Source organism: Shewanella sp. 0m-8 (genome assembly GCF_052977265.1).
The window spans coordinates 1-26,121 of the sequence record NZ_JBRIMB010000022.1 but is presented as its reverse complement, the minus strand read 5'-3'; the positions used below and the strand labels follow the sequence as shown (position 1 = coordinate 26,121).

23 protein-coding genes and 1 pseudogene are annotated in these 26,121 nt (G+C 43.3%); 8 read left to right on the top strand and 16 right to left on the bottom strand.

Translation table 11 applies throughout. The features are described 5' to 3' along the window. Window positions 1-17: 17 nt before the first annotated feature. Window positions 18-503, bottom strand: coding sequence for a cupin domain-containing protein (locus ACVBIO_RS12055; RefSeq protein WP_447172709.1), 486 nt, complete (start codon window positions 501-503; stop codon window positions 18-20). 229 nt (window positions 504-732) lie between these two features. Further along, window positions 733-981: a hypothetical protein gene (locus ACVBIO_RS12050; protein ID WP_447160700.1), complete on the bottom strand. Its 249-nt coding sequence runs from the start codon at window positions 979-981 to the stop codon at window positions 733-735. Between the two features lie 680 nt (window positions 982-1,661). On the opposite strand from ACVBIO_RS12050, the gene guaD reads away from it, so the two are divergent. Beyond that, the gene (gene guaD / locus ACVBIO_RS12045; RefSeq protein ID WP_447172708.1) at window positions 1,662-3,026 is read left to right on the top strand and encodes a guanine deaminase; all 1,365 of its coding nucleotides are present in this window, start codon (window positions 1,662-1,664) and stop codon (window positions 3,024-3,026) included. A 112-nt stretch (window positions 3,027-3,138) separates the two neighbouring features. On the opposite strand, the gene ACVBIO_RS12040 is transcribed toward guaD, so the two are convergent. Continuing rightward, window positions 3,139-4,437, bottom strand: coding sequence for an NCS2 family permease (locus ACVBIO_RS12040; RefSeq protein ID WP_447163997.1), 1,299 nt, complete (start codon window positions 4,435-4,437; stop codon window positions 3,139-3,141). A gap of 362 nt (window positions 4,438-4,799) precedes the next feature. Here ACVBIO_RS12040 and ACVBIO_RS12035 point away from each other — a divergent pair, with 362 nt between their 5' ends. Together ACVBIO_RS12035 and ACVBIO_RS12030 are read left to right on the top strand one after the other, a co-directional pair. After that, the gene (locus tag ACVBIO_RS12035) at window positions 4,800-5,126 is read left to right on the top strand and encodes a hypothetical protein (RefSeq protein WP_447160698.1); all 327 of its coding nucleotides are present in this window, start codon (window positions 4,800-4,802) and stop codon (window positions 5,124-5,126) included. A gap of 90 nt (window positions 5,127-5,216) precedes the next feature. Continuing rightward, on the top strand, window positions 5,217-5,363 hold the full coding sequence (locus ACVBIO_RS12030; RefSeq protein ID WP_447172707.1) for a hypothetical protein: 147 nt from the start codon (window positions 5,217-5,219) through the stop codon (window positions 5,361-5,363). A 109-nt stretch (window positions 5,364-5,472) separates the two neighbouring features. On the opposite strand, the gene ACVBIO_RS12025 is transcribed toward ACVBIO_RS12030, so the two are convergent. Beyond that, entirely contained in the window at window positions 5,473-6,099 is a 627-nt protein-coding gene (locus ACVBIO_RS12025; RefSeq protein ID WP_447163979.1) for a hypothetical protein, read from the bottom strand. Window positions 6,100-6,535: 436 nt separating this feature from the next. On the opposite strand from ACVBIO_RS12025, the gene gltS reads away from it, so the two are divergent. Beyond that, window positions 6,536-7,759: a sodium/glutamate symporter gene (gene gltS, locus ACVBIO_RS12020; RefSeq protein WP_447163980.1), complete on the top strand. Its 1,224-nt coding sequence runs from the start codon at window positions 6,536-6,538 to the stop codon at window positions 7,757-7,759. Between the two features lie 237 nt (window positions 7,760-7,996). On the opposite strand, the gene ACVBIO_RS12015 is transcribed toward gltS, so the two are convergent. From ACVBIO_RS12015 to ACVBIO_RS11970, 10 genes and pseudogenes are all read right to left on the bottom strand, one after another. After that, a complete protein-coding gene (locus tag ACVBIO_RS12015) occupies window positions 7,997-8,911 on the bottom strand; it encodes a DMT family transporter (protein WP_447172706.1) in 915 nt (304 codons plus the stop codon). Window positions 8,912-9,083: 172 nt separating this feature from the next. Beyond that, a complete protein-coding gene (locus tag ACVBIO_RS12010; protein ID WP_447172705.1) occupies window positions 9,084-10,181 on the bottom strand; it encodes an alkene reductase in 1,098 nt (365 codons plus the stop codon). A 471-nt stretch (window positions 10,182-10,652) separates the two neighbouring features. Beyond that, window positions 10,653-12,836, bottom strand: a complete 2,184-nt coding sequence (locus ACVBIO_RS12005) for an OsmC domain/YcaO domain-containing protein (protein WP_447160692.1) — start codon at window positions 12,834-12,836, stop codon at window positions 10,653-10,655. Window positions 12,837-13,097: 261 nt separating this feature from the next. Next, window positions 13,098-13,343 carry a hypothetical protein gene (locus ACVBIO_RS12000; RefSeq protein ID WP_447172704.1) on the bottom strand — a complete coding sequence of 82 codons (246 nt, stop codon included), beginning with the start codon at window positions 13,341-13,343 and terminating at the stop codon, window positions 13,098-13,100. Between the two features lie 325 nt (window positions 13,344-13,668). Further along, window positions 13,669-14,316, bottom strand: coding sequence for a flavin reductase family protein (locus ACVBIO_RS11995; protein WP_447172703.1), 648 nt, complete (start codon window positions 14,314-14,316; stop codon window positions 13,669-13,671). Window positions 14,317-14,327: 11 nt separating this feature from the next. Then, window positions 14,328-15,979, bottom strand: a pseudogene (locus ACVBIO_RS11990) (cryptochrome/photolyase family protein). 11 nt (window positions 15,980-15,990) lie between these two features. Beyond that, window positions 15,991-16,149 carry a DUF2256 domain-containing protein gene (locus ACVBIO_RS11985; RefSeq protein WP_442530498.1) on the bottom strand — a complete coding sequence of 53 codons (159 nt, stop codon included), beginning with the start codon at window positions 16,147-16,149 and terminating at the stop codon, window positions 15,991-15,993. A gap of 120 nt (window positions 16,150-16,269) precedes the next feature. After that, window positions 16,270-16,527: a DUF3081 family protein gene (locus tag ACVBIO_RS11980; RefSeq protein WP_447163985.1), complete on the bottom strand. Its 258-nt coding sequence runs from the start codon at window positions 16,525-16,527 to the stop codon at window positions 16,270-16,272. 214 nt (window positions 16,528-16,741) lie between these two features. Continuing rightward, window positions 16,742-17,935 carry an ankyrin repeat domain-containing protein gene (locus ACVBIO_RS11975; RefSeq protein WP_447172702.1) on the bottom strand — a complete coding sequence of 398 codons (1,194 nt, stop codon included), beginning with the start codon at window positions 17,933-17,935 and terminating at the stop codon, window positions 16,742-16,744. A 200-nt stretch (window positions 17,936-18,135) separates the two neighbouring features. Next, complete coding sequence (locus ACVBIO_RS11970) at window positions 18,136-18,537, bottom strand: ribosome recycling factor family protein (protein ID WP_447170112.1); 402 nt, start codon at window positions 18,535-18,537, stop codon at window positions 18,136-18,138. A gap of 505 nt (window positions 18,538-19,042) precedes the next feature. Here ACVBIO_RS11970 and ACVBIO_RS11965 point away from each other — a divergent pair. The 3 genes from ACVBIO_RS11965 (at window position 19,043) to ACVBIO_RS11955 (ending at window position 20,355) form a co-directional block, all read left to right on the top strand. Beyond that, complete coding sequence (locus ACVBIO_RS11965) at window positions 19,043-19,231, top strand: hypothetical protein (RefSeq protein ID WP_447160686.1); 189 nt, start codon at window positions 19,043-19,045, stop codon at window positions 19,229-19,231. A gap of 341 nt (window positions 19,232-19,572) precedes the next feature. Beyond that, a complete protein-coding gene (cspE, locus tag ACVBIO_RS11960) occupies window positions 19,573-19,782 on the top strand; it encodes a transcription antiterminator/RNA stability regulator CspE (protein ID WP_447160685.1) in 210 nt (69 codons plus the stop codon). A 363-nt stretch (window positions 19,783-20,145) separates the two neighbouring features. Next, on the top strand, window positions 20,146-20,355 hold the full coding sequence (locus tag ACVBIO_RS11955; protein ID WP_447170437.1) for a hypothetical protein: 210 nt from the start codon (window positions 20,146-20,148) through the stop codon (window positions 20,353-20,355). 254 nt (window positions 20,356-20,609) lie between these two features. Here ACVBIO_RS11955 and ACVBIO_RS11950 read toward each other — a convergent pair whose 3' ends face one another. After that, window positions 20,610-21,695, bottom strand: coding sequence for a DUF3083 family protein (locus ACVBIO_RS11950; protein WP_447172701.1), 1,086 nt, complete (start codon window positions 21,693-21,695; stop codon window positions 20,610-20,612). Window positions 21,696-22,216: 521 nt separating this feature from the next. Between ACVBIO_RS11950 and ACVBIO_RS11945 the strand changes: the two genes are divergently transcribed. Beyond that, window positions 22,217-24,223 (top strand): methyl-accepting chemotaxis protein, encoded by a 2,007-nt coding sequence (locus tag ACVBIO_RS11945; protein WP_447172700.1) that lies wholly within the window; start codon window positions 22,217-22,219, stop codon window positions 24,221-24,223. A gap of 123 nt (window positions 24,224-24,346) precedes the next feature. Here the strand turns inward: ACVBIO_RS11945 and ACVBIO_RS11940 are convergent, their stop codons facing one another. Beyond that, the gene (locus ACVBIO_RS11940; RefSeq protein WP_447172699.1) at window positions 24,347-25,468 is read right to left on the bottom strand and encodes a GGDEF domain-containing protein; all 1,122 of its coding nucleotides are present in this window, start codon (window positions 25,466-25,468) and stop codon (window positions 24,347-24,349) included. Between the last annotated feature and the right edge of the window lie 653 nt (window positions 25,469-26,121).

Here is a 26,121-nt window from a genome sequence, read left to right as displayed (position 1 = left end):
TAATTAGAGAGTCATCACTAGCTACCGACACCACTACGGCTTAAACGCTTAATAATATCTTGATGCTGCGGGTAATCCGTCAACAAGGTTTCTTGGCTAAACAACTCAAAATCATCAAAGGTAAAACCTGGAGAAACCATACAACCGACCAGTGAAAAGCCTGGCTTATTCATCGCCGAACCAAAAACAGAGCCCTTAGGGACTAAAAATTGTGGGCGCTCGCCCGCAGCCATATCTAAGCCTAATTGTGCGCTGGTCAGCTCCCCTTGCTCATCAATCATATAAATCGTTAATGATTCACCTGCGTGGAAATACCACATCTCATCCGCCGTTAAGCGATGAAAATTCGATACTTCGCCTGTACGCAATAAAAAATAAATACTCGTCCACAGTGCCCTTGTGTCATCGAACTGCTGCTCTGAGCGATATGACGAGCGAAAATAGCCACCTTCAACATGTTGTTCTAATTCGAGATGTTCAATAAATTTTTCAGCGGTTTGCATTGCAACTACCTATTATTTTGGTTGGGAACGTTTTAATTGAAAACGTTGTTGTAGGGAACGTTTCTAAAACAGAATATCCCGAAAGTGTAATCCAATACCGTAATAAAGACTGCGAGCAAAATTAGAATTTCGGGCATTGCTAATACTTTCTAATACTGTAAAAGGTGCAATAAAAAAGCCAAAACTCATTAAGCTCGGGCTTCCATAATCTATCCATAAAATAACGGATTTAGTGTTTGCCGGTCACGCCGTCACGCACCATATCTTTGCCAGTTTCATACACTTCATCGGTTACCCAACGGGCATGTAACAGCTTATGGTTATTATCAAATACGGCAACAAAGTGACGACCATCGGCATTATTAGTCGCCATGCCAACACCAGCTACACCTTCAAGACCCAAACCACCCGTTTCAATCGACACTAATAAACGTCTTAGGTCATCCAAATTATCGATAACTTTTTGCTCGTCACTCATCTTCAATACTCTTGTGTTCGTTACTTAGCAAATGGACCATATGACCCAAAGCCTACTATGTGGCGTACTTTACAGATCCTAGCTTCTGATGAAAAGACTGTAAAATGAATAAGCCAACGAATGTATCTATTGTGGCTAAATGAACGCTTATCTCTATTTCACTGGCTGCATTTTAATCGTCTGCATATTGAGTCTATTAGCTTAGTCACAAAACGCGGCTTATTTTACTCAATCTGATTGCGCGCATGTAATACTCCCGCCGTGATAATACCAATCAGTTTAAAGATTTGGTCGCTCAGCGAGAATTTAGCGGTTATGAGGCAAGGTCATTAAATGCTCCAGCATGAATGACATTCACCACATCTGACCTTCAAGGATGGAGGAAATGTCTTATGTATGTCTGGAACATACAAGACCATGTGGTTTGCGATGAGTGAAGATCATAGTTGAACTAAAGTTTAGCTCCCTCTTGTTCATTAAGAGTCACAGCAGCTGAGCCGCTAAAACTCGCCATTCTGGAGCGATTTTGGCTGCCTACTTCTGCGTTGAACAGCTTTACAAGGGAATAACCATTCTTTCAGCTATTCGCCTTGAATTAGTTTGCCAAAAACCGCTCTGAGTAGAGCAACTTCTTATACTGATTGATATAACCCTACAAACAATAAGATGGATGCATACTGATGTCTGAGATTAAATTTGGTGTATTAGGACAGTATTTTCATTGTCCTGTGAAAGGTGATTTTGAGTACGCAGCTCAAGCGCTAATCTTGGTCGATAATAACGGTATTATTAAATCCGTTCTCACAGGAAAAAACGTCGATTTTGACCAGCAAATAAGTGCATTATCGAACAATAAGCAACTCATAGAATTGAGTCCTACTCAATATCTCATGCCCGGTATGGTCGATTTACATGTACATGCGCCGCAATTCCCACAAGCGGGGAAAGGGCTAGATCTGCCACTGTACGATTGGCTGCAAGATTATACTTTCCCGCTTGAAGCCAAGTTTGAAGATATGGGCTTTGCCAAGAAAGTTTATCCAGAGCTAGTGCAATCACTGCTCGCTAACGGCACCACCAGCGCCGTGTATTTTGCCACTATCCACAAAGACACTTCAGTTGAGCTTGCTCGTGAATGTGTAAAGCAAGGCCAGCGTGGCTATGTTGGCAAGGTCAATATGGATGAAGCCAGCCAATGTCCGCCATATTATATCGAAGCATCTACCCAAGATGCCCTTATCGAGACCGAAGACTTTATTAAGCAAGTCTTGGCACTTGAAGGCAACGAGCATCAGTTAGTATCACCGGTTGTCACCCCGCGTTTTGTGCCAAGCTGCACCAGTGAAATGCTACAAGGGCTGGGCACATTAGTACAAAAATACCAATGTCATGTGCAAACCCACTGCTCTGAGAGCGACTGGGCACGGGATTATAGCCAACAGATGTACGGCAAGACAGATGTTGAGATCTATAACGATTTTGGCTTAATGACCAGCAAAACCATTTTGGCGCACTCGATCTTTTTAACCCCAGAAGATCACCAAATGATTAAGGCTACAGGCGCAAGTATTGCCCACTGCCCGCTATCTAACATGTACTTTGCCAATGCGGCAATGCAGACTCGAGAGATTTTAGATAACGAACTAAAATGCGGTCTAGGTAGCGACTTAGCTGGCGCGCCAATCCCATCTATATTCCACACTTGCTTAGATGCCGTGAATCACTCTCGCGTACGCGAAGATGGCACTTCAACTTATTTGCCAGCTGATACTCGCGGTGAAAGCGGCAGTCGTATTTCATTCTTAGAGTCTTATTGGATGGCAACGGTTGGCGGCGGACAAGCCATTGATGTCAAGGTAGGCTTGTTCCAGCCAGGGTTTGAATTCGATGCGCTGGTGGTTGATACCTGCGTCACTGACAGCAACATCTTTATCCTCGATGAAATGGACAGTGCTAAAGATAAGCTTGAGAAAATCATCACCCTCAATAGTCGCCAAAACATCCGTAAGGTGTGGGTAAAGGGCCAGATGGTGGTTGAAAAATAATTGCCTAGTGACTACTAAGCCACGGCTATAAAAAAGGCTCAGAAGGATTACCTTCTGAGCCTTTTTTTATGCTTAACGCTTTTTTACAAGCTACTCATTAACACGGGAGTGATTAATGACCATCAACAAAAGCAAATTTGAAAATAAACAGTAGTGCAACGATAGCCACCCCTGGGTGAATTTCACGCCAGCGATTTGTACCTAGCTTTAACACGCAATAGGTAATAAAGCCAGCCGCAACGCCTTCGGTGATAGAGAAGGTAAATGGCATCATCACTGCAGTAATAAAGGCTGGAGCTGACTCAGTTAAGTCTTTGCCATCTATTTTTGCTAGTTCAGATGACATTAAAATCCCCACATAAACCAAGGCGCCAGCAACCGCATAACCTGGAACCATTGCCGCCAGTGGCGAGAAGAAAATAACCAGGATAAACAGCAGACCCGCAACGATTGCAGTTAAGCCTGTGCGGCCACCAGCAGCAACACCGGCAGAACTTTCAATGTAAGCGGTCACTGTAGATGTGCCCATATAGGCACCAACCACAGAGGTTGCAGAGTCAGTAATCAACGCTTGCTTCATACGCGGAAAACGACCACGTTTATCGGTAAAACCACATTTCTCTGTTACACCTATCATGGTGCCAGAACTATCGAACAAGCTCACCAAGGCAAATGAGAAAATAACGCCCATCAGCGCCACATCAAGTGATCCAGCCAAGTCTAACTGACCGAAGGTATTAGCAATGCTCGGCGGCATAGACACAATACCGGTGTACTCAATATCACCCATCAAGGCCGCTATGGCGGTCACAATAGCAATAGACACCAGCACTGCAGAATGAATGCCGCGAGAGGCCAAAATAACGATAATAAAGAAGCCTAGCGCGCCCAAGACACATTGTAGCGAGCTCAAATCACCGACCGTGATCATAGTTGCAGGGCTTGCCACCACTATCCCCGCGTTACTAAAACCGACCATAGCGATCAGTAAGCCAATACCGCTAGGAATACCGATGCGCAGACATTTGGGAATGTTAGTTAAGATCCACGAGCGGATCCCGAGTAAGGACACGATGGCAAAACAGACTGCGCCCCAAAAAATGGTGCCCATACCGACTTGCCAACTGACGCCCATACCGACTACGACGGAGAAGGCAAAAAACGCATTCAGCCCCATGGCTGGTGCCAATGCTATCGGTAAGTTAGCAATCAAGCCCATACCAATACAGCCAATCGCACTGATCATACAAGTCACCACAAATACCGCACTGGCATCCATTCCTGCTGCAGAAAGGATTTGCGGGTTCACAAATACGATATAAACCATGGTCATAAAGGTGGTGATGCCGGCAATGACTTCGGTTGATACTGTAGTGTTATGGGCTGATAGTTTAAAAAAGCGCTCTAGCAACCCGCCTTTAGCTGGCACCTGCGCGGCATCAGCTGCGGCTGCGTCAAGGTTGTCGTTACCAACAGAGTTGGGTTTGTTGCTTGCGGTACTCATGAATAGATTGTTTCCATCTTTAACTCAGCGAATCTGCGCCCCAAACAGTAGGTATAAAGTGTATCGCGCTAACTTTTTAGTAAAAAACGCACGCACTTAATCGCCAGAAATATGCTTTCTGCCGACGACGACTTATTGATTATGATATGACATTACGAGATGGCGATATTGTAGGCTACGAGCCCCTTAACCATGAGTGATTAACTTCACATATTTCAGAGTTAATTTGAAAACAACCAATCTTGGCAATGCAAGCCTAAATAAGGCTTATGAATGATAGCTGCTATCAATATTGCTGCGAAAGCCGAGTGCACAATCATGCCAAGTACTGCTTTCACGGTGGTCAGTCTCAACAAGCACAGCAAGAACCGATCGTCACTCTTAATGCCATAGTCGTTAATAGCATTAATAACATAGACGTTAAAGCCGAAACCACTACTAAATCAGCAAGTGAAATAGTCGTATGCGAGCAACTAAGTTGCGCCAGTAGCCAAGCCCCAACGGCGGAACCGATAAAGGCTGCGAGCCCTCGTAAGAGCCCAGCGCAGATGCCACAGTCTGTGGTCAACTATGACAAGACCTGCTTTAGCGCCTAATTTGTGGTGGCACTACGACTGGGGTTAACGGTTACAGCGGCCTATTATAGTAGCGAGTACCTTATCTGCGCTTCTGTTCTTGGGACAATCATGTCGACCGTTTACGGCCTAAGCTTGCGTAATGAACGCCGCAACCTAAAAGCGACAAATCAGGTAATTAAACCTATCATGGACATCCTATATCGGGTTCGCGATGGTAAGCAGCAACTTTTAGCCTTCTTATATAAGCTTAGCTAGAATAAAACGAGAGTTAATCTTGAAAGCCAGCAATTAATTGCTGGCTTTATTATTTGTCCTATTTTATAGGTTGCCAGCCTATCGGCATAAACATACCTTTGCTCTGCTTCTATTGTGGGATAGGTTTTTTTTCAACTTCGCGTTTAAGTTCATCGGCTTTTTTACGGGCTTCATTTTCATATTTATCGGCATCTTTTCTCACTTCGAACGCATCCTTGTCAGCCCTGCGCATATCCTCGCTCATATCTTTACGGGCATCACGCTCATACTTATCGGCATCTTTTCTCGCCTCGATCGCATCCTTGTCAGCCCTGCGCATATCCTCATTCATATCTTTGCGGGCCTCACGCTCGTATTTATCGGCATCCTTTCTAGCGTCTTGTGCCTCTTTCTTAGCTGCTTTCATATCCTTATCAGCCACTTTACGTGCTTCACGATCATACTTATCGGTATCCTTTCTAGCGTCTTGTGCTTCTTTCTTAGCAGCTTTCATGTCCTTATCAGCCGCTTTACGTGCTTCACGATCATACTTATCGGCATTCTTTCTTGCCTCGCGCGCCTCTTTAGCTGCCTGTTTTTCTTCTTTTCGCAGCGTTTTGTCTAGCTCTTGCTGCCCCTTATTCAATTCTTTTTGCGCTTGTTTTTCGGCTTTTTGTGGTGGCTCTGCTACTGCACTTGGTGCGAGCACCAACGAGGTCGATACTAGCAGTACACTGACTAGTTGTGTGGCTGTCATCTTCAAACTCCTTTTAGCTTAACCTAAGCAACTGAATAAATGAGTAATTAACTAAGTAATTGACTAAGTAACTGTCTAAGTAACTGTCTAAGAAACTGTCTAAGTAACTATAGCTCTGTCGGTAACATTTCAAGCTGCTGCTACCAAAAGAGCAAAATTGAATCATTCAAGTATAGTCAAAATATCAGCGTTAAACGCTTTATCCTCTGTAACTAAGAGCCTAATAGACTTGGGGTTTGTTGCGGACAATTTATAAAAAAAGATTAATGTGAAAACTCCGCGTTTTTTCTATATATGGGATATCTAAAACATAAATAAGTGTGGCAGTATATTCAGCCACAAAGGCATAGCCATAAAAATAAATCAATAAAAATAAAAAGTTAGCAACAAACTGGTGTTTTTTTTATAACGCCTTTATCTATTTTCTAGGAGTCATATGAATACAGTCTTTACCATTGGCGAACTGGAATCGTTTTTAATTGCGATTCTGGTGCTTTTCATAGGTCATACGGTTAACCGCTATGTTCCACTGCTTAAGAAATACAATATCCCCGAACCCATTGTTGGTGGGCTTCTAATTGCAGCCCTTATCACTGTGCTGCACTTTAACAATATCACAGTGGCATTTAGCCTCTCGATGCAAAACACCCTAATGCTGATGTTCTTTAGCACCGTAGGATTAGCCGCAAACTATAAGTTATTACTCAAGGGCGGTAGTAAAGTATTCCAATTTCTCGGTGTCGCCTCACTGTTTATCGTTATTCAAAATATCGTCGGCATTAGCTTAGCGAACCTATTGGGTCTAGAGTCTTTCATGGGCTTACTAGCAGGTTCTATTACCCTTTCAGGTGGCCACGGTACCGGCGCGGCCTGGGCGGATACCTTCCAAAGTGAATATGGTGTCAATACCTTAGAGTTTGCTATGGCTGCTGCCACATTTGGTTTAGTCATGGGCGGGATTATCGGCGGACCTGTGGCGCAACGGCTTATTAATAAAAATAACTTAGTATCAAGTTACGGTGTGGGTGGAAATCATCATACCGATCACCCAGATCTGGTAACTTATGATCAGCTTGAAGAGGACAGAGTCACAGCTAAAAGTGTATTAGAAGTCCTGTTTATCATGCTGTTGTGTGTCGCGGGCGCGAAATGGACTAGCGCCATTATTGAAGCCCTAGGAGCGAGCTGGCTCAAGATGCCTGAGTTTGTCTATGCGCTGTTTATTGGCGTAATGATTACCAACTTAACTGAAATATCTCGCGGCTACAAAATCAACAGTGAATGTGTTGACGTACTGGGCTCAGTCTCGCTAGCGCTGTTTTTATCTATGGCTTTAATGAACTTAAAGCTTTGGGAGATCTTTGATCTCGCCATACCGCTACTTGCCATCTTAGTGGTACAAACAGCCGTGCTGGCGCTCTTTGCCTATTTTGTGACATTCAGAATAATGGGCAGTAACTATGATGCAGCAGTAATGGCGGGGGGCCATTGCGGTTTTGGCTTAGGCGCAACGCCTACTGCAGTGATGAACATGGGTGCGCTAGTATCAAGAACAGGCCCATCACCACAGGCCTTTATGGTGGTACCGATTGTGGGCGCTTTCTTTGTTGATATCGTTAACGCGTTGATCCTCAAAGGCTTCATGATTTTTATTGGCTAGGTTTCAATAGCAAACTGTATTCTAGCCGCAAAAAAGCCAGCGATTAACGCTGGCTTTTTTATCACAGTTTCTAGTCTCAGCTTGTACCGTCTCAGTACTCCCTAGCACCTTTCTTTGCCTTTTCTAGAACCTAAGACCTTACTCGTCCCATAATCGAAACGTTCTGTAGTGACCTAGTCACGTTCGCTAGGCCGTTCCACTCTTCTAAAACCATCTCATGTAACGTCTCAGCTCTTCCTAGGAGCTCGCACCTAGGACCTTCTTTCCCGCCTCAACTTGTCCGGCTTTTACTTGCTCAACCTTGGCATAGTATCTAGAAAGCTTGATATAGATAAGTAAGGATAAAAATATCACCCCACCACCAATAAGCTTTTGGCTTTCAAGGGATTCGCCTAGCACTATCACGCTAAGGATCAGCGTCCAAATCGGTTCTAAGATCATCAAAAGCGCGGCGGTTTCCATACTCACCTTATATTGACCCATCGTCTGTAATAGGTATCGCACAGACGTTGCGATTAAGGTAGATATGGCAAACCAGATAATCAGGTTACTCGAAAACACTATGGTGTGAGGCTGAGTAAAAATCGCATATACCACGCCCACAACCCCCACAACAAACAGCTGCAAGCAGATAGAAACAAGCGGTTTTAAGCTGCCACTGATTCGTTTATTCAGCACGAAATGTACCGACAGTAAAGACGATGCTAGCAAGAACAACAACTGACTCACTTGCATATTCCAGCCGTTGGTTAGGCTAAGTAGCATCATGCCGCTAATACTCACGGGCAGTGCAATCCAAAAGGCGCGGTTAGGCTTAATTTGAAACAGTAACCAAGCCGTAAGCGGGGCTATAATCATCGCTAAGCTCATGATAAACGCGCCTTCAGATAAGCTCTCACTGATCGACACTGCGTATATCCAAACCTGCAATGCGCCGCCTAGAAATACACCGACACCACAAGCCGATAGCACTTGCTTCAAGCTCAATTTAAGCAAGCTTTTATAGCAAAATGGCACCAAGATCAGGCTTGCCAATATAAAACGCGTCCCAATAAAGACCTCGCCAGGCATCGATTGCACCACAATTTTTGAGGCTACCCACCCCACAGCGGCCAACAAGGTGGCGATAAATAGATACAACACTCCGCGCATTAATAGCACTCTTAAATAGAAGGCCTACAGCCAATTAGCAAATGGGATTAGGGGGTATAGCATGGGTGAAAAGTAATTCTTTCACCGTGCTAATAACAAAAATAGCAATCCCATTTACATGGGATTGCTATTGGCTTGTCGTGCTATTTTAAAGTAAGAACCGCTATTAACGCTACAGATTATACTCAGTGTAATCCGTTAAGCCTTTTTCAGCGCCGCCAAACAAGGTTGCCGGATCATGAGCGGCCAAAGGATAGCCATGCTTTATGCGACTAGGTAAATCTGGGTTAGCCACAAATGGACGACCAAAACCAATCATATCGGCAAGGCCATCAGCAATGGTTTGCGCCGCTTTGTCTGCGTCATATTTACCGGCATAAATCAAAATACCATCAAATGCTGCACGCACTGCATGTTTAAAGCTTTCTGGTGTTTCTGGCGCATCATCCCAGTCCACTTCAGCAAGATGTAAATAGGCAATCCTATGCTTATTGAGCAGCGCTGCCGCTGCGGTATACGTCTCTTCAGGGCTCGCATCCACAGTGCCATTGAGTGACGTAAATGGCGCTAAACGCACACCCACTTTGTCGCTGCCAATAGCATCTACCATGGCGGCAACGACTTCATCTAAAAAGCGTAAACGATTTGCAATGCTGCCACCGTATTCATCGGTGCGATTGTTAGCTTCAGAATCAATAAACTGATTCACCAAGTAACCATTAGCTGCGTGCAGTTCAATGCCATCAAAACCTGCTTCTACGGCATTTAATGCAGCTTGTCGGTACTGACCTATAACCTGTTCAATATCGTCCTTGGTCATTGCTCGTGGCTCAACCACCTCAACAAAACCTGGCTCCTCAGTACCATTATCGATAAACACTTTAACGCCTTCAGCTTTTAATGCTGATGAAGAGATAGGTTGCTCGCCGCCAATATTATCAGGATGAGTAACACGACCTACATGCCATAATTGAGCAAAAATCACTCCGCCTTTTGCATGTACTGCGTCGGTAGTTTTCTTCCAACCGGCAATTTGCGATGGGCTATAAATACCAGGCGTCCAAGCATAACCTTGGCCCATTGGTGAGATTTGCGTGCCTTCGGCAACAATTAGACCCGCCGATGCTCGCTGAGCGTAATAAGTGGCCATCATATCGTTAGCTTCATTACCCGGCTGACTCGCTCGCGAGCGGGTCATTGGTGGCATCACAATACGGTTATTAAGAGTATGTCGGCCAAGCTGTACGGACTGAAATAATGCATTTTTCATCTTAAGTTCCTTATCAATAACCCGCTGTATTTACTCTTATAGACGCGCTCTGCTGCATGGCTATCTTGTTCGCCTAAATTGGCTATTAATCTGCTTACGCTACTGATCCGGCTTTAATCCAACAGGATCAGTTCTATTTGGTAACCATCAGGGTCTAGCCCAAATGCGATATGCGGCTCTTGCTAGTTTGTCTCTTGCTAAGAGATTATGGCCGTCATATTAAGACAATTTAGATAAGATGAATAATTATGATATTTTCTGATAACAATAACTTTTTGTTATTAAGAGTTGTACTCAATCTTGCCGATGCAACCTATCCTGACACTGGGTCCGTATCAGCAGCATAAACAAAAAAGCGAACCTTCTGTAAAATACAAAAGATCCGCTTTCAACTATCTTATTACTATTGTTTTAAGCCCAATATGGCTTAAACAGTATAAAGACCTATCACTTAGCGATTAAGACTGGGCTCTACTGAGCCGCTTTCGCTCGTGCACTGTGCAGCTTTTTATAGCTTTCAATCAGTCTTAGATGTGGCTCGATGCCTTCAAGCGCCATGCTGGTTTTAGTTAAACCATAAAAACGCACGTCACCATTAACAGTACCAACGACATTATTCATCACTTCTTCACCAAACATACGCTTGAAGTTATAGATGAAGTGTTCAAGCTCAAGCTCTTCGTCCATCTCAACTTCAAGCACAGCACTAACCGCTTGATAGAATAAGCCACGCTCAACGGTGTTGTCGTTAAACTGTAAGAAACTATCGACTAGCTCCATCGCCTCTTCTGCGGCGCCAAGTGCTAGATAGATTAAGATCTTAAGCTCGATAATAGTTAGCTGACCCCAAACGGTATTTTCATCAAACACAATACCAATCATGGTGCGAATGTCGGTGTAGTTATCTAGCTGACTTTCTTCTAAACGATTCACTAAGTCCACTAACTCTTCATCACTTAATGAGTGCAGATTTAAAATATCTTCGCGGTACTCCAGCGCCTTATTGGTGTTATCCCAAATCAAGTCATCAACTGGATACACTTCAGAAAAATCAGGTACTAGCATACGACATGCTGACGCACCTAACTGGTTAAATTCAGCGGTATAAACCTCTTTACCTAAGTCAGCCAAAATGCCAAATAAGCTGTCAGCTTCTTCCTGGTTGGTACCAGAGAAATCCCATTCGCAGAAATCAAACTCAGCATTGCTGCTAAAGAAGCGCCATGAAATCACACCGGTTGAATCGATAAAGTGTTCAACAAAGTTTTCAGGCTCAGTTACCGCCATGCTGTTAAAGGTTGGCTTTGGCACATCGTTCAAACCTTCAAAGCTACGACCTTGCAATAGCTCGGTTAAGCTGCGCTCTAACGCCACTTCAAAGCTTGGATGCGCGCCAAATGAGGCAAATACGCCACCGGTTTTCGGGTTCATTAAGGTCACACACATCACCGGGAATTGACCACCTAATGATGCATCTTTAACCACTACCGGGAAGCCTTGCTCTTCAAGACCATTAATGCCAGCTAAGATACTTGGGTACTTTTCGAGTACTTCCATTGGCACTTCTGGCAGGACAATTTCTTGCTCGATGATTTGGCGTTTAATCGCACGCTCAAAGATCTCTGACAGACACTGAACCTGCGCTTCTTGGATATTGTTACCCGCGCTCATACCGTTACTTAAGAACAAGTTCTCAATCAGGTTTGATGGGAAGTAAACCGTCTCGCCATCTGAATGACGGGTGTAAGGAATAGTACAAATGCCGCGGTCGATATTACCCGAGTTGGTATCAATCAGGTTAGAACCCGCAAGTTCACCTTCTGGGTTATAAATGTCTAAGCAGTATTCATCAAGCATGCCAGCAGGTAATGAGTCGTCGTCTTCCAACGCAAACCATTTTTCGTTCGGGTAATGTACGAACTCGCTATTAGCAATCTCTTCACCGAAGAACTGATCATTGTAGAAGAAGTTACAGTTTAGACGCTCGATAAATTCGCCCAATGCCGAACATAGTGCACTCTCTTTCGTCGCGCCTTTACCATTGGTAAAGCACATAGGTGATGCCGCATCACGAATATGTAGCGACCATACATTAGGAATAATGTTGCGCCATGATGAAATCTCAATCTTCATGCCTAAATCGGCAAGCATACCAGTCATATTAGCAATGGTTTGCTCAAGTGGCAGATCTTTACCCAAAATATAGGTGCTAGCATCGCTATCACTTTGCCCCATCAGCATTGCATTGGCATCTGCATCTAGGTTTTCAACAGTTTCAATCTTAAACTCAGGGCCAGTTTGTACCACTTTTTTCACGGTACAACGCTCAATTGAGCGCAAAATGCCTTGGCGGTCTTTATCTGAAATATCGTCTGGCAACTCAACCTGGATTTGGAAAATCTGGTTATAGCGATCTTCAGGATCAACAATGTTGTTCTGCGACAGTTTGATGTTCTCTGTTGGAATATCACGCGCCTTACAGTACACCTTGATAAAGTAAGCAGCACAAAGCGCTGACGAGGCTAAGAAGTAATCAAATGGACTCGGTGCAGAGCCATCACCTTTATAACGAATAGGCTGATCGGCGGTGACTGTAAAGTCATCGAACTTGGCTTCTAGTCTCAAGTTGTCGAGAAAATTAACTTTGATTTCCATTGAATATGATTCCACTTTGTTGCGAGCGTTGCCCTTGGCACAGATATCAGTCGGTCACTCAAGCATCTAGCTTAATTGTGGACCCAGACTGGGTATCAGCCCTGAGGCCAAATAAACGAATTGGGGGAATTATCGGTGTTTTTGGCGCATTAGTCTTGGGTTAATTACACAAAAGCTCAGATTCACAGCACTGACATCTAGAATAAGCATTGTCAATCAGTATCAAGCTGCGTGCTCATCGAGTTTTTTGCTTCCCAAAGCTTATTGATTCTTATCGGCCTCGCGCTTAACTAAGATAAACGTGAGGTACATTTTCGTCGGCAGTGACAGCGCCATACCAAAGGCCACGCAAACGGCGCTAATGATAATCCCGGTTACGCCCATAGCGTGGATGGTGTCGTTGAAGTTATGCAGGTAAATCCCAAGCAAGATTAAACATAACCCAATTCCGATACAGGTTTTAAGAATTAAGATTAGCTTTTGGTCTGTGACTTGACTATCTGACACCACGTCGCTCCTTACAATCAGCCTCTTGTAATCAGCTGTTTGCAATGAAGCTCTTGGCAATAAACCTTTTACACTAAACAATGTATGATTATGGCGACACGATGTTTTTTTGTGCTGATGTAGATCAAGTTTAGTTAAGCTAGCGCTAATTAAAGCTCACTCTGTACAACCGCAAAGCCCTCAATATAAAACTGCAAATAGTCTCTAAGCTGTTTGTTAAAGCTATTTATTCAAGCTACTTGATAACTCGACTTGTGATGGCTGGTTAACCAAAGGCTATCTAATAACTTCACGATTAAAGACCTTTAGCTAAAAGAACTGGCGATTAATGGCCATCTATCGGCAGCGTTACCAAGGCTTTATCTGGCTTGGCATAACTTAAACGTGCCAACCTTTGTGTTTGGTGATAGCTATCAAGCCCTGATACCGCAACACTTTCCAGCGCTTCAATATCAATATAGCCATCGTCTTTTAGGCCTGACTCATCCACCATAATATGAGTGATTTCGCCTATCACTAAGATAGTACCGTTAATTGCCAGTGGCATTATCTCTCGTAGGTCAAGCGAGAATTTAAGCTGACTTTGCGCAACAAAAGGCGCCTCAATACCAGCAACAAATTCAGCTGATAGACCGACTTTATCGAATTCTGACACCTCTGCGGCATAACGCGCTGAAGTCTGATGTGCCTGACGATAAATATTGGCTGACACATGGTTAATGGTATAGCAGCCCATTTGCTCAATATTGCTTAACGTATCGCGCGGTACGCTATCGGGACGAATAACCATCCCCATCAGTGCTGGGCTAGCGCCGAGATGAAAACACGAGCTAATTATCGCCACATTGTTATGTCCGTCTTCACTTATCGTTGCGACTAAATTGGCACTTTTAAATCCTGATAAACTATTAATCAAGCGTGCGCGCACGCGTTGCTCCATCTGCTCAATGTCGTCAAACCCAATATGTTTCATTATCAATATCCTTATAAATTGTCGATAAGGGCGAGTAAATGCTTAGCCCGCTGTAAAATAAGTTGCTGTGTTTGCTCTGGCTTTTTCAGCCAATTGGCGTAAACCATACGTGTGCGTGGATTAGCGCTGAAGTCATCAATATGCTGCTGCAAAAAATGCCAATACAGCGCATTAAGTGGGCAAGCATTATCGCTATGACTTTGTTTAACCTCGTACTGGCAACCACTGCAGTAATCACTCATTTTATTGATGTAGTTACCGCTCGCGGCATAAGCTTTAGAGCCCACAATGCCGCCATCGGCAAATTGACTCATGCCACGGGTATTCGGCATCTCTACCCACTCGATAGCGTCGATATAAATGCCAAGATACCAAGCGTCCACTTCATCAGGATCGATACCGGCGATTAAGCAAAAGTTTCCAGTAACCATTAAACGCTGAATATGGTGGGCGTAGGCATAATCGAGGGATTGTTTAATCGCGTGCTGCATACAGTTCATTTTAGTGTCGCCATCCCAAAACCAGCTTGGCAACTGACGATTAGCAGCAAGGTGATTAAGACTGGCGTAATCTGGCATATTGGCCCAATACACGCCCCTTACAAACTCGCGCCAACCTAGAATTTGCCGAACAAAACCTTCAATTTGCGCCAAGGTGATGGCGCCATCACTTTGCTCAAAATAGCCAATGGCAGTGTCTATCACTTGTTGTGGGCTTAACATTTTGGCATTGAGCGCAAACGACAACCGCGAGTGATACAGGCTCCACTGTTTTTTGTATTCTGCAGTCGTGACTTGTTCGACTTTGGCGTCTGAACCGGGTGCTAGCGCTAACTCGCCCATGGCAGGCGCTGCGGTCATATCTAACTCATGAGTCATCGCATCTTGGAAGCGACCAAAATTGACTAAACAGTGACGACAAAAAAACTGCAATAGTTCATTAGCTTGTTTGCGTGTAATCGGCCACAACAGCTCTTTGTGAGCTGCACCAATAGTGGTGACATGATGGCGCTCTAGCCTACGCAATATGGCGCTGACATCGTTAGCAAACATCAGCGGCGCTGGCACAGCGTCAAAGTCGTTTTTTTAAGCTTCTGCCGATTATCAGCATCATAATTCCACTGGCCACCAGCGGGTTCATCACCTTGCATTAATAGATTAAAACGGCGGCGCAGCTTGCGGTAAAAGTGCTCTAAGCGATGCTTTTTATCTGCGGTAAAATAATCACGAAGTTCGGCATCTGCCAAATAAAAGTGCTCGGTTTCAAACGCGAGACTGGTAATCTCAAGCGAAGCAGCAAACTGCGACAACTGCTGACGCAGCCGATATTCATCAGGTAATTGATACTGAAACTCATTGATTTTATTCTGGTTAATTAACGCAGCTAAAAGCGCTGGTAAGTTCGGATACTGTGCAGTGTCATCAAGAGTAAGGTGCAGCACCAGGTGCCCTGCTTGTTGTAAGGCTTTTGCAAAGGCCTGCATCGCAGCAAAAAAAGCACACTCTTTTTGCACATGATGCTTGGCATAATCAGTCTCTTGATGCAGTTCGGCAATCACATACAAGGTCTTATCATCTTGCTGCTGATACCATGAGTGAGCGGCGTTGAGCTGATCGCCTAAGATCAACCGTAAAGTGGTGAATTGCTGATTATGTTGATTCATACATCATTCCTTTACTGCAGAGCATCTTTGTTTTTTAAGCTCTGCTTTTGCCCTGCGCAGCGCTTAGAGCAATACTTAACCTGCTGCCAGTCTTTACGCCATTTCTTGCGCCAGCTAAATGGTCTTTCACAGACTAAGCAGATTTTTGATGCCAACGGATTATTACTCAATATCAAATTCCCTACACTCAGTCGCTGGCAAAATCACCCCACAGCGCTAATAAACACTAATACGCACAGGTGAGCGTTACAGATTACTCTTGCTAACCAAATGGCGAGCTAAAATATAAGCTATTGCGGGGAGTTGAGCTGCCTAAAGCGTTTTTCTATAAGCGAATTGAACTCATTGTAGGTCAGCCGCTTTTGATACTCGTAAGCAAAACGGCCGTGAAACAACAGCGTCATCACTAAGTCTTGATAGCCTAAATAACAGGTATAACCATCAATATCATGCCAAGCCGTTAAGCCATCTAAATGATATTTATCATCACGTTTTGTGCCGTTAGCAACCAAATGATTAAAAACGAAAAGATGTTTTGATAAAGACATAAATAACCCTTGAAAAGCTTTGGTAGTCACAGCGCTAATAACACTGCAACCACTTGCTTTGGTTGCAGTGATGAAGGCTCTGATTGGCCTTTACTGGGTTAAATACGCATATACCGTCAGTCTGGTTTACAGTTTATTGCCTCATAAAAAAGGGATAAGCCGTAAAGCTTATCCCTTTAGTTCATACTGAACCTATCAATATCGAAAACGACTATTACATCGCCTGCTTTAGCATTTCAACAATGTCTTGATGCTCACGGTCTATAGCCAAATCCATTGCGCTTGAGTCATGAATATTCTGATGATGCATCGTCTTAGCAGCACCATTGGCAAGCAGTAACTCAACAATCGCAGTACGTTCATTATAGTTACCAATAACAGCATGGATAAGTGCAGTGTTACCATCGTCACTCAGCGCATTACAATCAGCGCCAGATTGCAGCAATAATGCTACCACCTCGGCAGTGCTGTTGCCGGCGGCGGCCATTAGCGCGCTTTCACCTTCATCATCTAAGCCGTTTACATCTGCGCCCTTTGATAACAGCAGCTGCATCTTTGACAACATACCGTTTTGGCTGGCGATATTAAGCGCTAGCGTGCCATAACTTCCCGCTTGATTAGGATTAGCACCCGACTCAAGTAGTAAGCTAACAATCTCAAGCGTACTTTTTTGGACCGCATGATTAAGCGGTTTATTCTTGTACCAATCGCCCTGATTCACGTCAGCTTCATTAGCTATCATTTTGGCTACCACTGCGGCATCTTTATCTAAAATAGCCTGAATAAGTGCAGTAAAACCATTGGCATCTAGACCATCCTTATCAAAACCATGTTCATCAAAACGATCATGGCTTTCATCGTCATCGTCATCAAAGTCATCGTCGTCTTCATCATAGGCTTTTTCATCATAGTTATAGCCTAAATCAGCGCCACTCCCCGGTTCACGCCCTTCAATGTAGTCGCTCAAACCAGGCCAATTTCCACGGTCGCAAAAGTCGTTGAACTCGACAATAGACTCGTTAGGCGACTTATCAATTAGGACTTCTAACAACTGAGTCGACCACTTTAAGGTCTCAATCGGTGCGCCTAAGCAGTTATGATGGAAAACAGCGATTTGCGCGGTAACATTATTCGCAGCAAAGGCGTCAAGTAACATGTTTGCAAGTGACTTTATCTCGTCAACTTCGCACTCAAGGCTGAGTAATAACAAGTGTTTTTCAAGTCTAAACGCATAAATATCGTCATCCAGATGATCAAGCTCTGGGATCAACATTTTTATCGCGTTATCGCTCGTGGTATTTAGCTTGATACAGATAAAATAAGGCTCATCATAACTATCTAGCCCGGCAAGATGCTCACTTAGTACATCGTCTAGCGTTAATCCATCGAAAATATTACTGCTAAGCATGTAAACCTCATTTTTGATTCATGTCTAAAGCGAACGCATCTTTATACTGACTAACATTAAAAATACACGCCAAATTTTTTGTAGACTAGTCCCTTGCCACAACAAGTGCAAGCCGTTATTTTCAATGAAGATATTTAAAGTTACAAACTGCTTTGCTGAACAATTTAAAGGCGAATTTTGCAAAGAAAAATGCCCACGGTCTACCAGATATCAGCCTCAAAACGCGCGGTTCTGGCCTCAGCCATGGTGCAATCAGTCATGTGCATCAACTCGGCTAAAGTGATGTTGGGATCTTGAGTGATTAAACGAGCGAGCTTTACAGCTAACGGCTCCAACTTATCGGCATGGCTCAATAAGCCGGTATCCACTTTTCGAATAAGGTAAGCAAACTCGCTACTACCAGCGCTTAATTGCACAGTTTTTAGCTGCTGACTAAAGGCCTGGATTTGCATAGCATCACCGCTTATCCCCCAGTTTCGAGAACGGCGCACACGCTTAAGCTCACAAGTAAATTGTTTAGCAACGGCTTGTGCTTGCTTTACCGCTTCGCGGCCAATTCGATGGATGAGCGAGGGAAGCGAGATAGTAATCTCATGTTTCATGGTGGTGTTTCGAGGGACCTTAAGTATTAATATCAATTAGTATAAAGATGTAATCGCTCAGCGAGAATTTAGCGCTTCAGAGGCAAGGTCATTAACGACTAAGCTATTTTTTCAGCCCTGAATCAAAAACTCAAGTGCTGCGCTTGTAACTGCTCTTGCAACAATTCTTACGAGTGCTCTTCAACAATGCGCTTAGCAATGAACAGGTAATGCCAACCAAACAAAAGTAACTATCGCTACAACCAACTGACTCCATACTATCTTTCAAAAAGACACTAACCTAACGCAAAACTCAGTGATTTATATCGCCACAATTGAAAAACAAAACCGCTATTTATCTTGCGTTTGATGTAGATCAATAACCGCCTACGCTTTTTCAGGTCATATAAAGGTGAGCAAGATCACAGGCAGCGCTTAAGTTTATCTCACAGAGCTCACACCATCGTGACATTGCGATGTTAAACAGCCGCTTATCATCATTAAACCTACAATATAGAGGTACCCTATGGAGCTACTACCAAATTGTTATACCGACTTATGCGTCAACGGCAAATGGTTTCACTACGATCATGGTACCCACTCAGTGTTCATGCTTAATGGCAGTAAACCACTGACGTTTGAGTTAAATTCATTGCCCTCAACTGAAGATGAACTCGAGATGCATTTAACTGCCATATCTTCAGAACTTATCTAAGCGCATCCAAAGCAAGCTTAGCGCTTTGCGGCTTGCCCATCACCTGAAAAGGCTCCGTCTACAGTATGAGAAACGTTGCCATTTTTTATGATAATTTTATTGATATAAGTAGAAAGTTAAAAATAAGTATGGACAACGCTCAATTATCGCGTAGTATCTACCTCGCTCTGCTATTGAGAGTGATTAATGAAAAATAAGTAAAAAGTAAAATCTCAGAATTCCTTCGTTATTGTTGTTATCCTCAGTTTTCCCTTATATTCATCATCACATTAAATAATTCAATTTTTCAGTGCACCGCATACTGCGACAATTTTTATTAATTTAATATTAAGGGACACATAATGTCTAATACAACTGGTATCGTAAAATGGTTTAACGAAGAGAAAGGTTTTGGTTTCATTACTCAAGACAATGGCGGCGCTGACGTATTCGTTCACTTCCGTGCAATCACTTCTGACGGCTTCAAGACTTTGGCTGAAGGCCAAAAAGTATCTTTCGAAGTAGAGCAAGGTCAAAAAGGCCTGCAAGCAGCTAACGTAAGCGCGCTGTAACTTCGTAAGTTGACGTAAATGGTTTTATACCATTTACGTCATTTAAAACTAACGCCAATAACACTGACGTTAAAAATCAACTTCAACAAAAAACTTTAATCCAAATTTATACTGTATCTGCGAAAACATTAACATTTCAATCATCTGCTTGTTGTATATGTCATTACGTTTCTGAATCACTTCGTTATATTCTTATAAATACAAATTAAATAAAAAAATAAGACTTATTTTAAGTTTTGCTTATTGTTAAGTCATTTTTCAAAAAGGTTAACTATGTCTCGTACATCGGGTCCAAAACGATTTTGGTTTCACCAATCTAAAAAGAAATCAGCACACACTAAAACAAACAAAAAAAGGTAATAAATGAGAGTAAATTTTAATATTTTTAAAGATAACATTTCTTGGAATGCACTAATCCACCAGCTAAATGGTGATGTACTATTACGTCATGTTCTCGTCAAGGGCAATGTCGTAGATAGAAATATAGACTTTATCTATTGTGATGAAACCTGCCAAGGTAAGATCATCAATGGCAATAACCAGCTTATCGGTAACTTTTCGACCACTCATTAGTAAGACTCGTTACGCAAGTTCAAAGTCATCAATAACGCTCTTAAGCCCTCCCCCACTTTAAGAGAAGCACCAGCCTCTATTTAGATCAATAATCTTTTTAGATCATCAATCTGTATTGCCGCTGTGGTAACCCGATGTAAAGAGCCTTGCCTACCATAGATAATGACACCATTTAGGTACACAAGACTCAACATATCACGCCAGGATTTAAGCGTGTTTTACTATATCAGCAATAAGACCGGCTCAGCAAAAGATCAGCTCAGCAGCTGCTCAGGTGCTTGATAACTAATATGTTGGTGGAATCGCACAATCAGCTCATCACGAGATTTGTCTAACGCCAATTCAGACGTGAGGCTCCTTAGCGCATCTTCAACTCGGTTCAAGTAGCGCCCAAGTGCGCCATCTTTACAATCATTAACGCCAGCGGCAATCGTAAAGCTAACCATTTCGACTAAGCGGCTACCGTCCCAATGACGAATAAACTGCTGCTCTTCGATATTAGGGTCAAAACCAAGCATTTGCACTTCGTCAGTGCCATCAACTAGATCGAATTTACTGTTACGCACAAGCGGGGTTAGCCCATTTGCAACCATGGCAATTCGTTTAAGCTGTTTGGCTGAAGCCGCCTGAATAAATACATCCTCAAGCTTCTGATACAGAGGCGTAAAGTCATTGGTCGGTTCTGGTAATATGGCCTGCTTAAGCTTACGGCTTAACGGTAGTTTGACCGTAACATGGCATAATGAACCGTGATCCTCTGGAAGCGGGCATTGTCTTGCTCTATACCTATCGCTGATTGAGCGTAGCTTATAACCATAACTCTCTTTGTTGCCTTTCGCTTTAGCGAACAGATCATATGAAAGGTGCTGATGATCGCGAATTTTGATTTTTAGATTTTGCTCTGGTAACTGAGGCATCAATTTGGCAAGGAAGGTCTGCACCTTAATATGGAAATTAGCAGAGTTACTGCGAATTTCGTCACCCGTAGCCAAGAATACAATCCTAATTTTTCTTGCTCGGTAATCATCTTTACTATGAAGGCTTTGCGCTTCATGATATTCAGGATTGTAGAAGAATATGATCTGCTCTTCGGTTGGAAAGCAATATGCTTCAGCATGAAAACGCACCACAGGTAACTTATCGTTAGTGATCACATGAAGGTTATATAGCTCCTCTTGCTCCCCTAACGTAAAAATAGTGCGACTAAGAGACTCGTAACATGTTTTGTAATCCGGAAAATGAGCTAGCAACGCATCTGTTACTATGATCTCTGCAGTAATGTACTGATTGGCTCGAACGCCCTTGGGAATGTACACTTTCTGCTGATGGCTAAGGGACATAAATACTCCTTGTATTAAGTTAACCATATATATCTTGGTGCCAATAGTAGCGATATTTTTTGACAAAGATACTACGATAGAACACTCTTTTTACTAGTTAGAAACATAATACGCTTTGAATCTGATTTATTTCTTAAAATCGATATATAAAGACATTTCAAATAGTCATTAAATCCGCCAAGTCATATCCAATTAAATAGCCTCAAATACGCCTATTAACGCTCATCCTGTAACTATTACGCTATAACTATCACTCGGTAAAAAGTGTATTCAAATTTTAATCTATCAAGGTATAAGCAACTCTAATCACAAAAACACCAACAAAACAAAAGCGATACAAGTCACCATTAGCCACAACCGCCATTTACCATCCAGTAACAAACATTTAATATGCGGTTTATTGAAAGTTGTAGAGCGTGTTTAGAATGCAGAAGTCTTCTCTTAAAATAAAACTGTTACTAACGACTGCCTTAATAATAGTGTTGTCATTACTCCTTATTACTTGGGTCGGCATTACGTCAATGCAGACGACGGCTACGGAGTCACAGCAGTTGTCGGCAGATAGTTTACAGCGCATTACTCAAGCTAAACTGGATGAAATTGCCGCCAAATCAGCCGTCATTATTGAAAGTCGTTTAAACGGTGCATTTATGGTGCCGCTAACCTTAGCTGAGCTATTAGCCAGTAGTTCATCACATGCCGATGGCAATGTATTCTCCCGAGTTCAGGTTAAGTCGCTTAACCGACAATTCCTCAACGCTAACTCTCAGGTGAGTGCCATATACAGCCAGTTTGAACCCAATGGCTATGATCAAATTGATAGCCAATTTAAAGGAGATTTAACCCATAGTTCTGATCAAGGCACGCTTGAAATCTATTGGGTGAGAGAAGATGGAGAGTTAGCTTTTTATCCTGTCGACGATCCAGATGAAAAGTACCTAGATACCAGAGATGAGTTTGGCCAGCGAGAAGCCGAGTGGTATTTATGCAGTAAAAAGACCGGCAAGCCCTGTACTATAGAGCCTTACTGGTATGAGCTAGAGGGCGGAGAAAAAGTTCTAATGACCACCTTAGCGGCCCCCGTGACAGCCGGAGGTCAGTTTAGAGGCTTAGTCGGAGTAGATATAAACTTACCCCTATTACAAAAAATGATTGTGGCAATCGCCGCCGATCTCCCGCAAGCACAAGTCAATCTATTAAGTGAGCAGCAGCGCTTAGTGGCCAGCTCTAATCACAGCAAACAGTTGAACCGCCCACTGACCGAGGCCGACACACAACTGGCAAAAGAGTTACAGACTGCAAAGGTAAACAACCCTGACTATCTGACCACAGTAGCAAAAATCAATATTAGCGCCTCTAATACCGAGTGGACATTAGTCATCCGCCAACCTAAAGCTGTGGCACTGGCTGATAGCCAAACCTTGATAACGCAAATGAAGCAAGCAACAGAAGCAACAGCAGTAAAAATGGTCACTTACTCGCTGATTGCACTAGGTCTGGCTATGGTGCTGTTATATCTGTTTGTTAACAGTTTTGTGAAGCCCATGTCACAGATGGCGCAAAAGTTCGATAGCCTATCTAAGAGTGATGGTGATTTAACGCAAACTCTTGATATAGAAAGCCATAAAGAGCTCATCACCATGGCAAGTGGCTTTAACGCGTTTGCAGAAAAACTCAAGTTGATGGTGTTATCGATAAAAGGCCAGTCGAAACAATTAACTCAAGAAGCAACCGAACTGTCTAAAACCGCCCTAGCGACCCGAGTCGCCACTGAGAACCAGAAGCTCGCCACCAGCAGTATAGCCGCTGCTGTAGAAGAGATGTCGACCACGTCAAATGAAGTGGCAAATTTAGCCACCGATGTCTCTAACGGCGCAGGGGAAGCATTTGAATTTTTGAAGAACACTCATGGCAGTGTCGAAAACACGACTAATGAAATTAATGCACTCGCTGGCGAGATGAGCGTTGCATCTGAGCAAATCGCGCGAGTTTCTCAGCAAAGTCATAATATCAATACCATATTAGAAACCATTCGAAGTATTGCCGAACAAACCAATTTATTGGCATTGAACGCCGCGATAGAGGCTGCGCGAGCCGGTGAACAGGGACGTGGTTTTGCGGTTGTGGCTGATGAAGTACGCACTTTAGCTGGGCGAACTCAGGCATCCACCACTGAAATAGACAGCTTGATTAATAGCTTACAGCACGATGTTAGCCTTGCAGTTGAGCAGATAGATGCCAGTCAGCAACGAGTTAACCGAACCGCCGATGAAACTCAACAAAGCTATCAACAGTTAAGTGAAGTCACTGAAAGAATTAATCAGATTAATTCCAGTGTGCTCCAAGTCGCGACAGCGGCAGAGCAACAATCTGCCGTCAGCGTGGAGATCAGCGAGAAAATCACTCACATCAGTGACTCAGCTGATGAATTATTAGCGCTCGCAAGTGAAGTGGACTTAGTCAGCGACAAACTACAGAGTGTGGTGAATGAGCTAAATGAGGACCTGTCGACGCTAAAAGTTGAATAGTAAATACCTTATCAACTGAAAACAATAAGGCTCACCGTTTACGTGAGCCTTATTCGTATTGCTAGGTATCGAATACGCTGGTCACCATTACGCTCAGCCTCAATACCTTGCTATAACAGCTTATTAAGTACAAACCTGATTGCGGCCTTTCTTCTTCGCTTTATATAGGGCAACGTCAGCTCGCTTCATGGTTTGATCAAAGTTTTCACCGCTTTCGTGCTCAGCAACACCAATAGAGATGGTGACACTCACCGTCTTCGTTTTTTGCAGAGCCTTGCCACGTGTGGCTTTTGATTGGCTCTTACGCTTCTCATCTCGCAGCACGATATCATATTCTTCTATCGCCTCGCGCACCTCTTCAAGGTAATCAAGCGTCGATGATGCGTCTTTACGAGGGAAGACAATGGTGAACTCCTCACCACCGTAACGGAAAGCCTTGCCACCACCGCGAACGCCGCCGATTTTACTCGAGACTAACTTCAACACCTGATCACCCACATCGTGGCCATAGGTGTCGTTGAACTTCTTAAAGTGATCGATATCCAGCATCGCAACACTGTATTTACGGCCAAGTGAAAGCACTAAATTATATAGCGCGCGACGCGAGGCAAGCCCAGTCAGTTCATCGCGATAGGCTAAAAAATAAGAGTCGGTCAGAACTGTCAAAATGTAAATAGTGGCTAATGCCGTCATCGAAATAGACTGCGGCAGTAATGCTGGCGAAATAAAGTGTATAGCCCAAAGCACCAAGGTGATGAAGATGGAGGTGTTAACTAAGTTTGCCTGCCAAACCCCACGAATAAACACTAACGCGACGCAGAGATACAATGGGGACTGTATGCGAATATCTACATTCAAGGGTTCAATAAGATAAGAGTCCAGCTCCGTATTAAATTGTGTGTTAGCCCAGATCCAAACGAAAGCAACCAAAAAGCTCAGTATTATCCCAAGCCCTCTCACCAAGCTATGTGGAGAAAAAAGCCCCCTGTCTTTAATGAAAGCAAACCAGGTGATGGTGAACGCTCCCCCCAGCAACAGCAGATCCGAATGCTGACTCACTGCTAGCTTGCCAAAGAAAACACCCGACGAACACAGATAGTAAGCCAGCATTAACAGCGCCAGATACGCTAAGCGACTTCGGTTAAATTGCAGTGCAATCACAACTCCAGCTGGTAGCAACCAAAAAGGAAGTTGTTCAATCCTCCCTTGCCAAACCTGCAGCTGAGCTTGATAGATCTCACTCATCATCAGAGCCAGCGCAGTGAATAGAAGAGGGATAAAGAAATAGCGGCAACTATGATAAAAAGCAGACAAAACAAACCTCAATATAAATCTAATTAAATGCATAACGCTGCTATAGCAGGGTTAAATAATCAGCTCAATAAGCAACATCGAGTCATCGAGGTAAGTAAAGAGCAGCTGAACATAGCCCTATAAGTCGACACTTTTTGAATAAGATGAAGCCAGGCGCCATTATACTCGCAACAAGAGCGAAATAACGGACTTAGGTACCAAGTTAATGCCGACATAGGACGAATGGATAGACGTGCTATATGACGAGCTTGGATGCTTGCTCGGTTTTAGTCTGAGGTTGCTGTAATACTATTACAGCCAATGTTGAAGACTATCTATGTTAAAGACTATGTTGAAGGCAGTGTTAAAGACAATGTTGAGGACAGTGCTAAAGACAGTGTTAAAGACAGTGTTAAAGAGAGTGTTGAGGACTGTGTTGCAGTAAGGTGGTGGCTAAAGTTGATTAAGAGACTATATATGTTAGGTGCCATAAATGACAAAAAGCCTTGCCGCTTAAAACATCAGTAAAGAGACTGTAACTAACTTTGTGTAACTGCTTATCAAACTGTACTCTAAAAAGAGTCAAGGATAGGCGTATAATCATG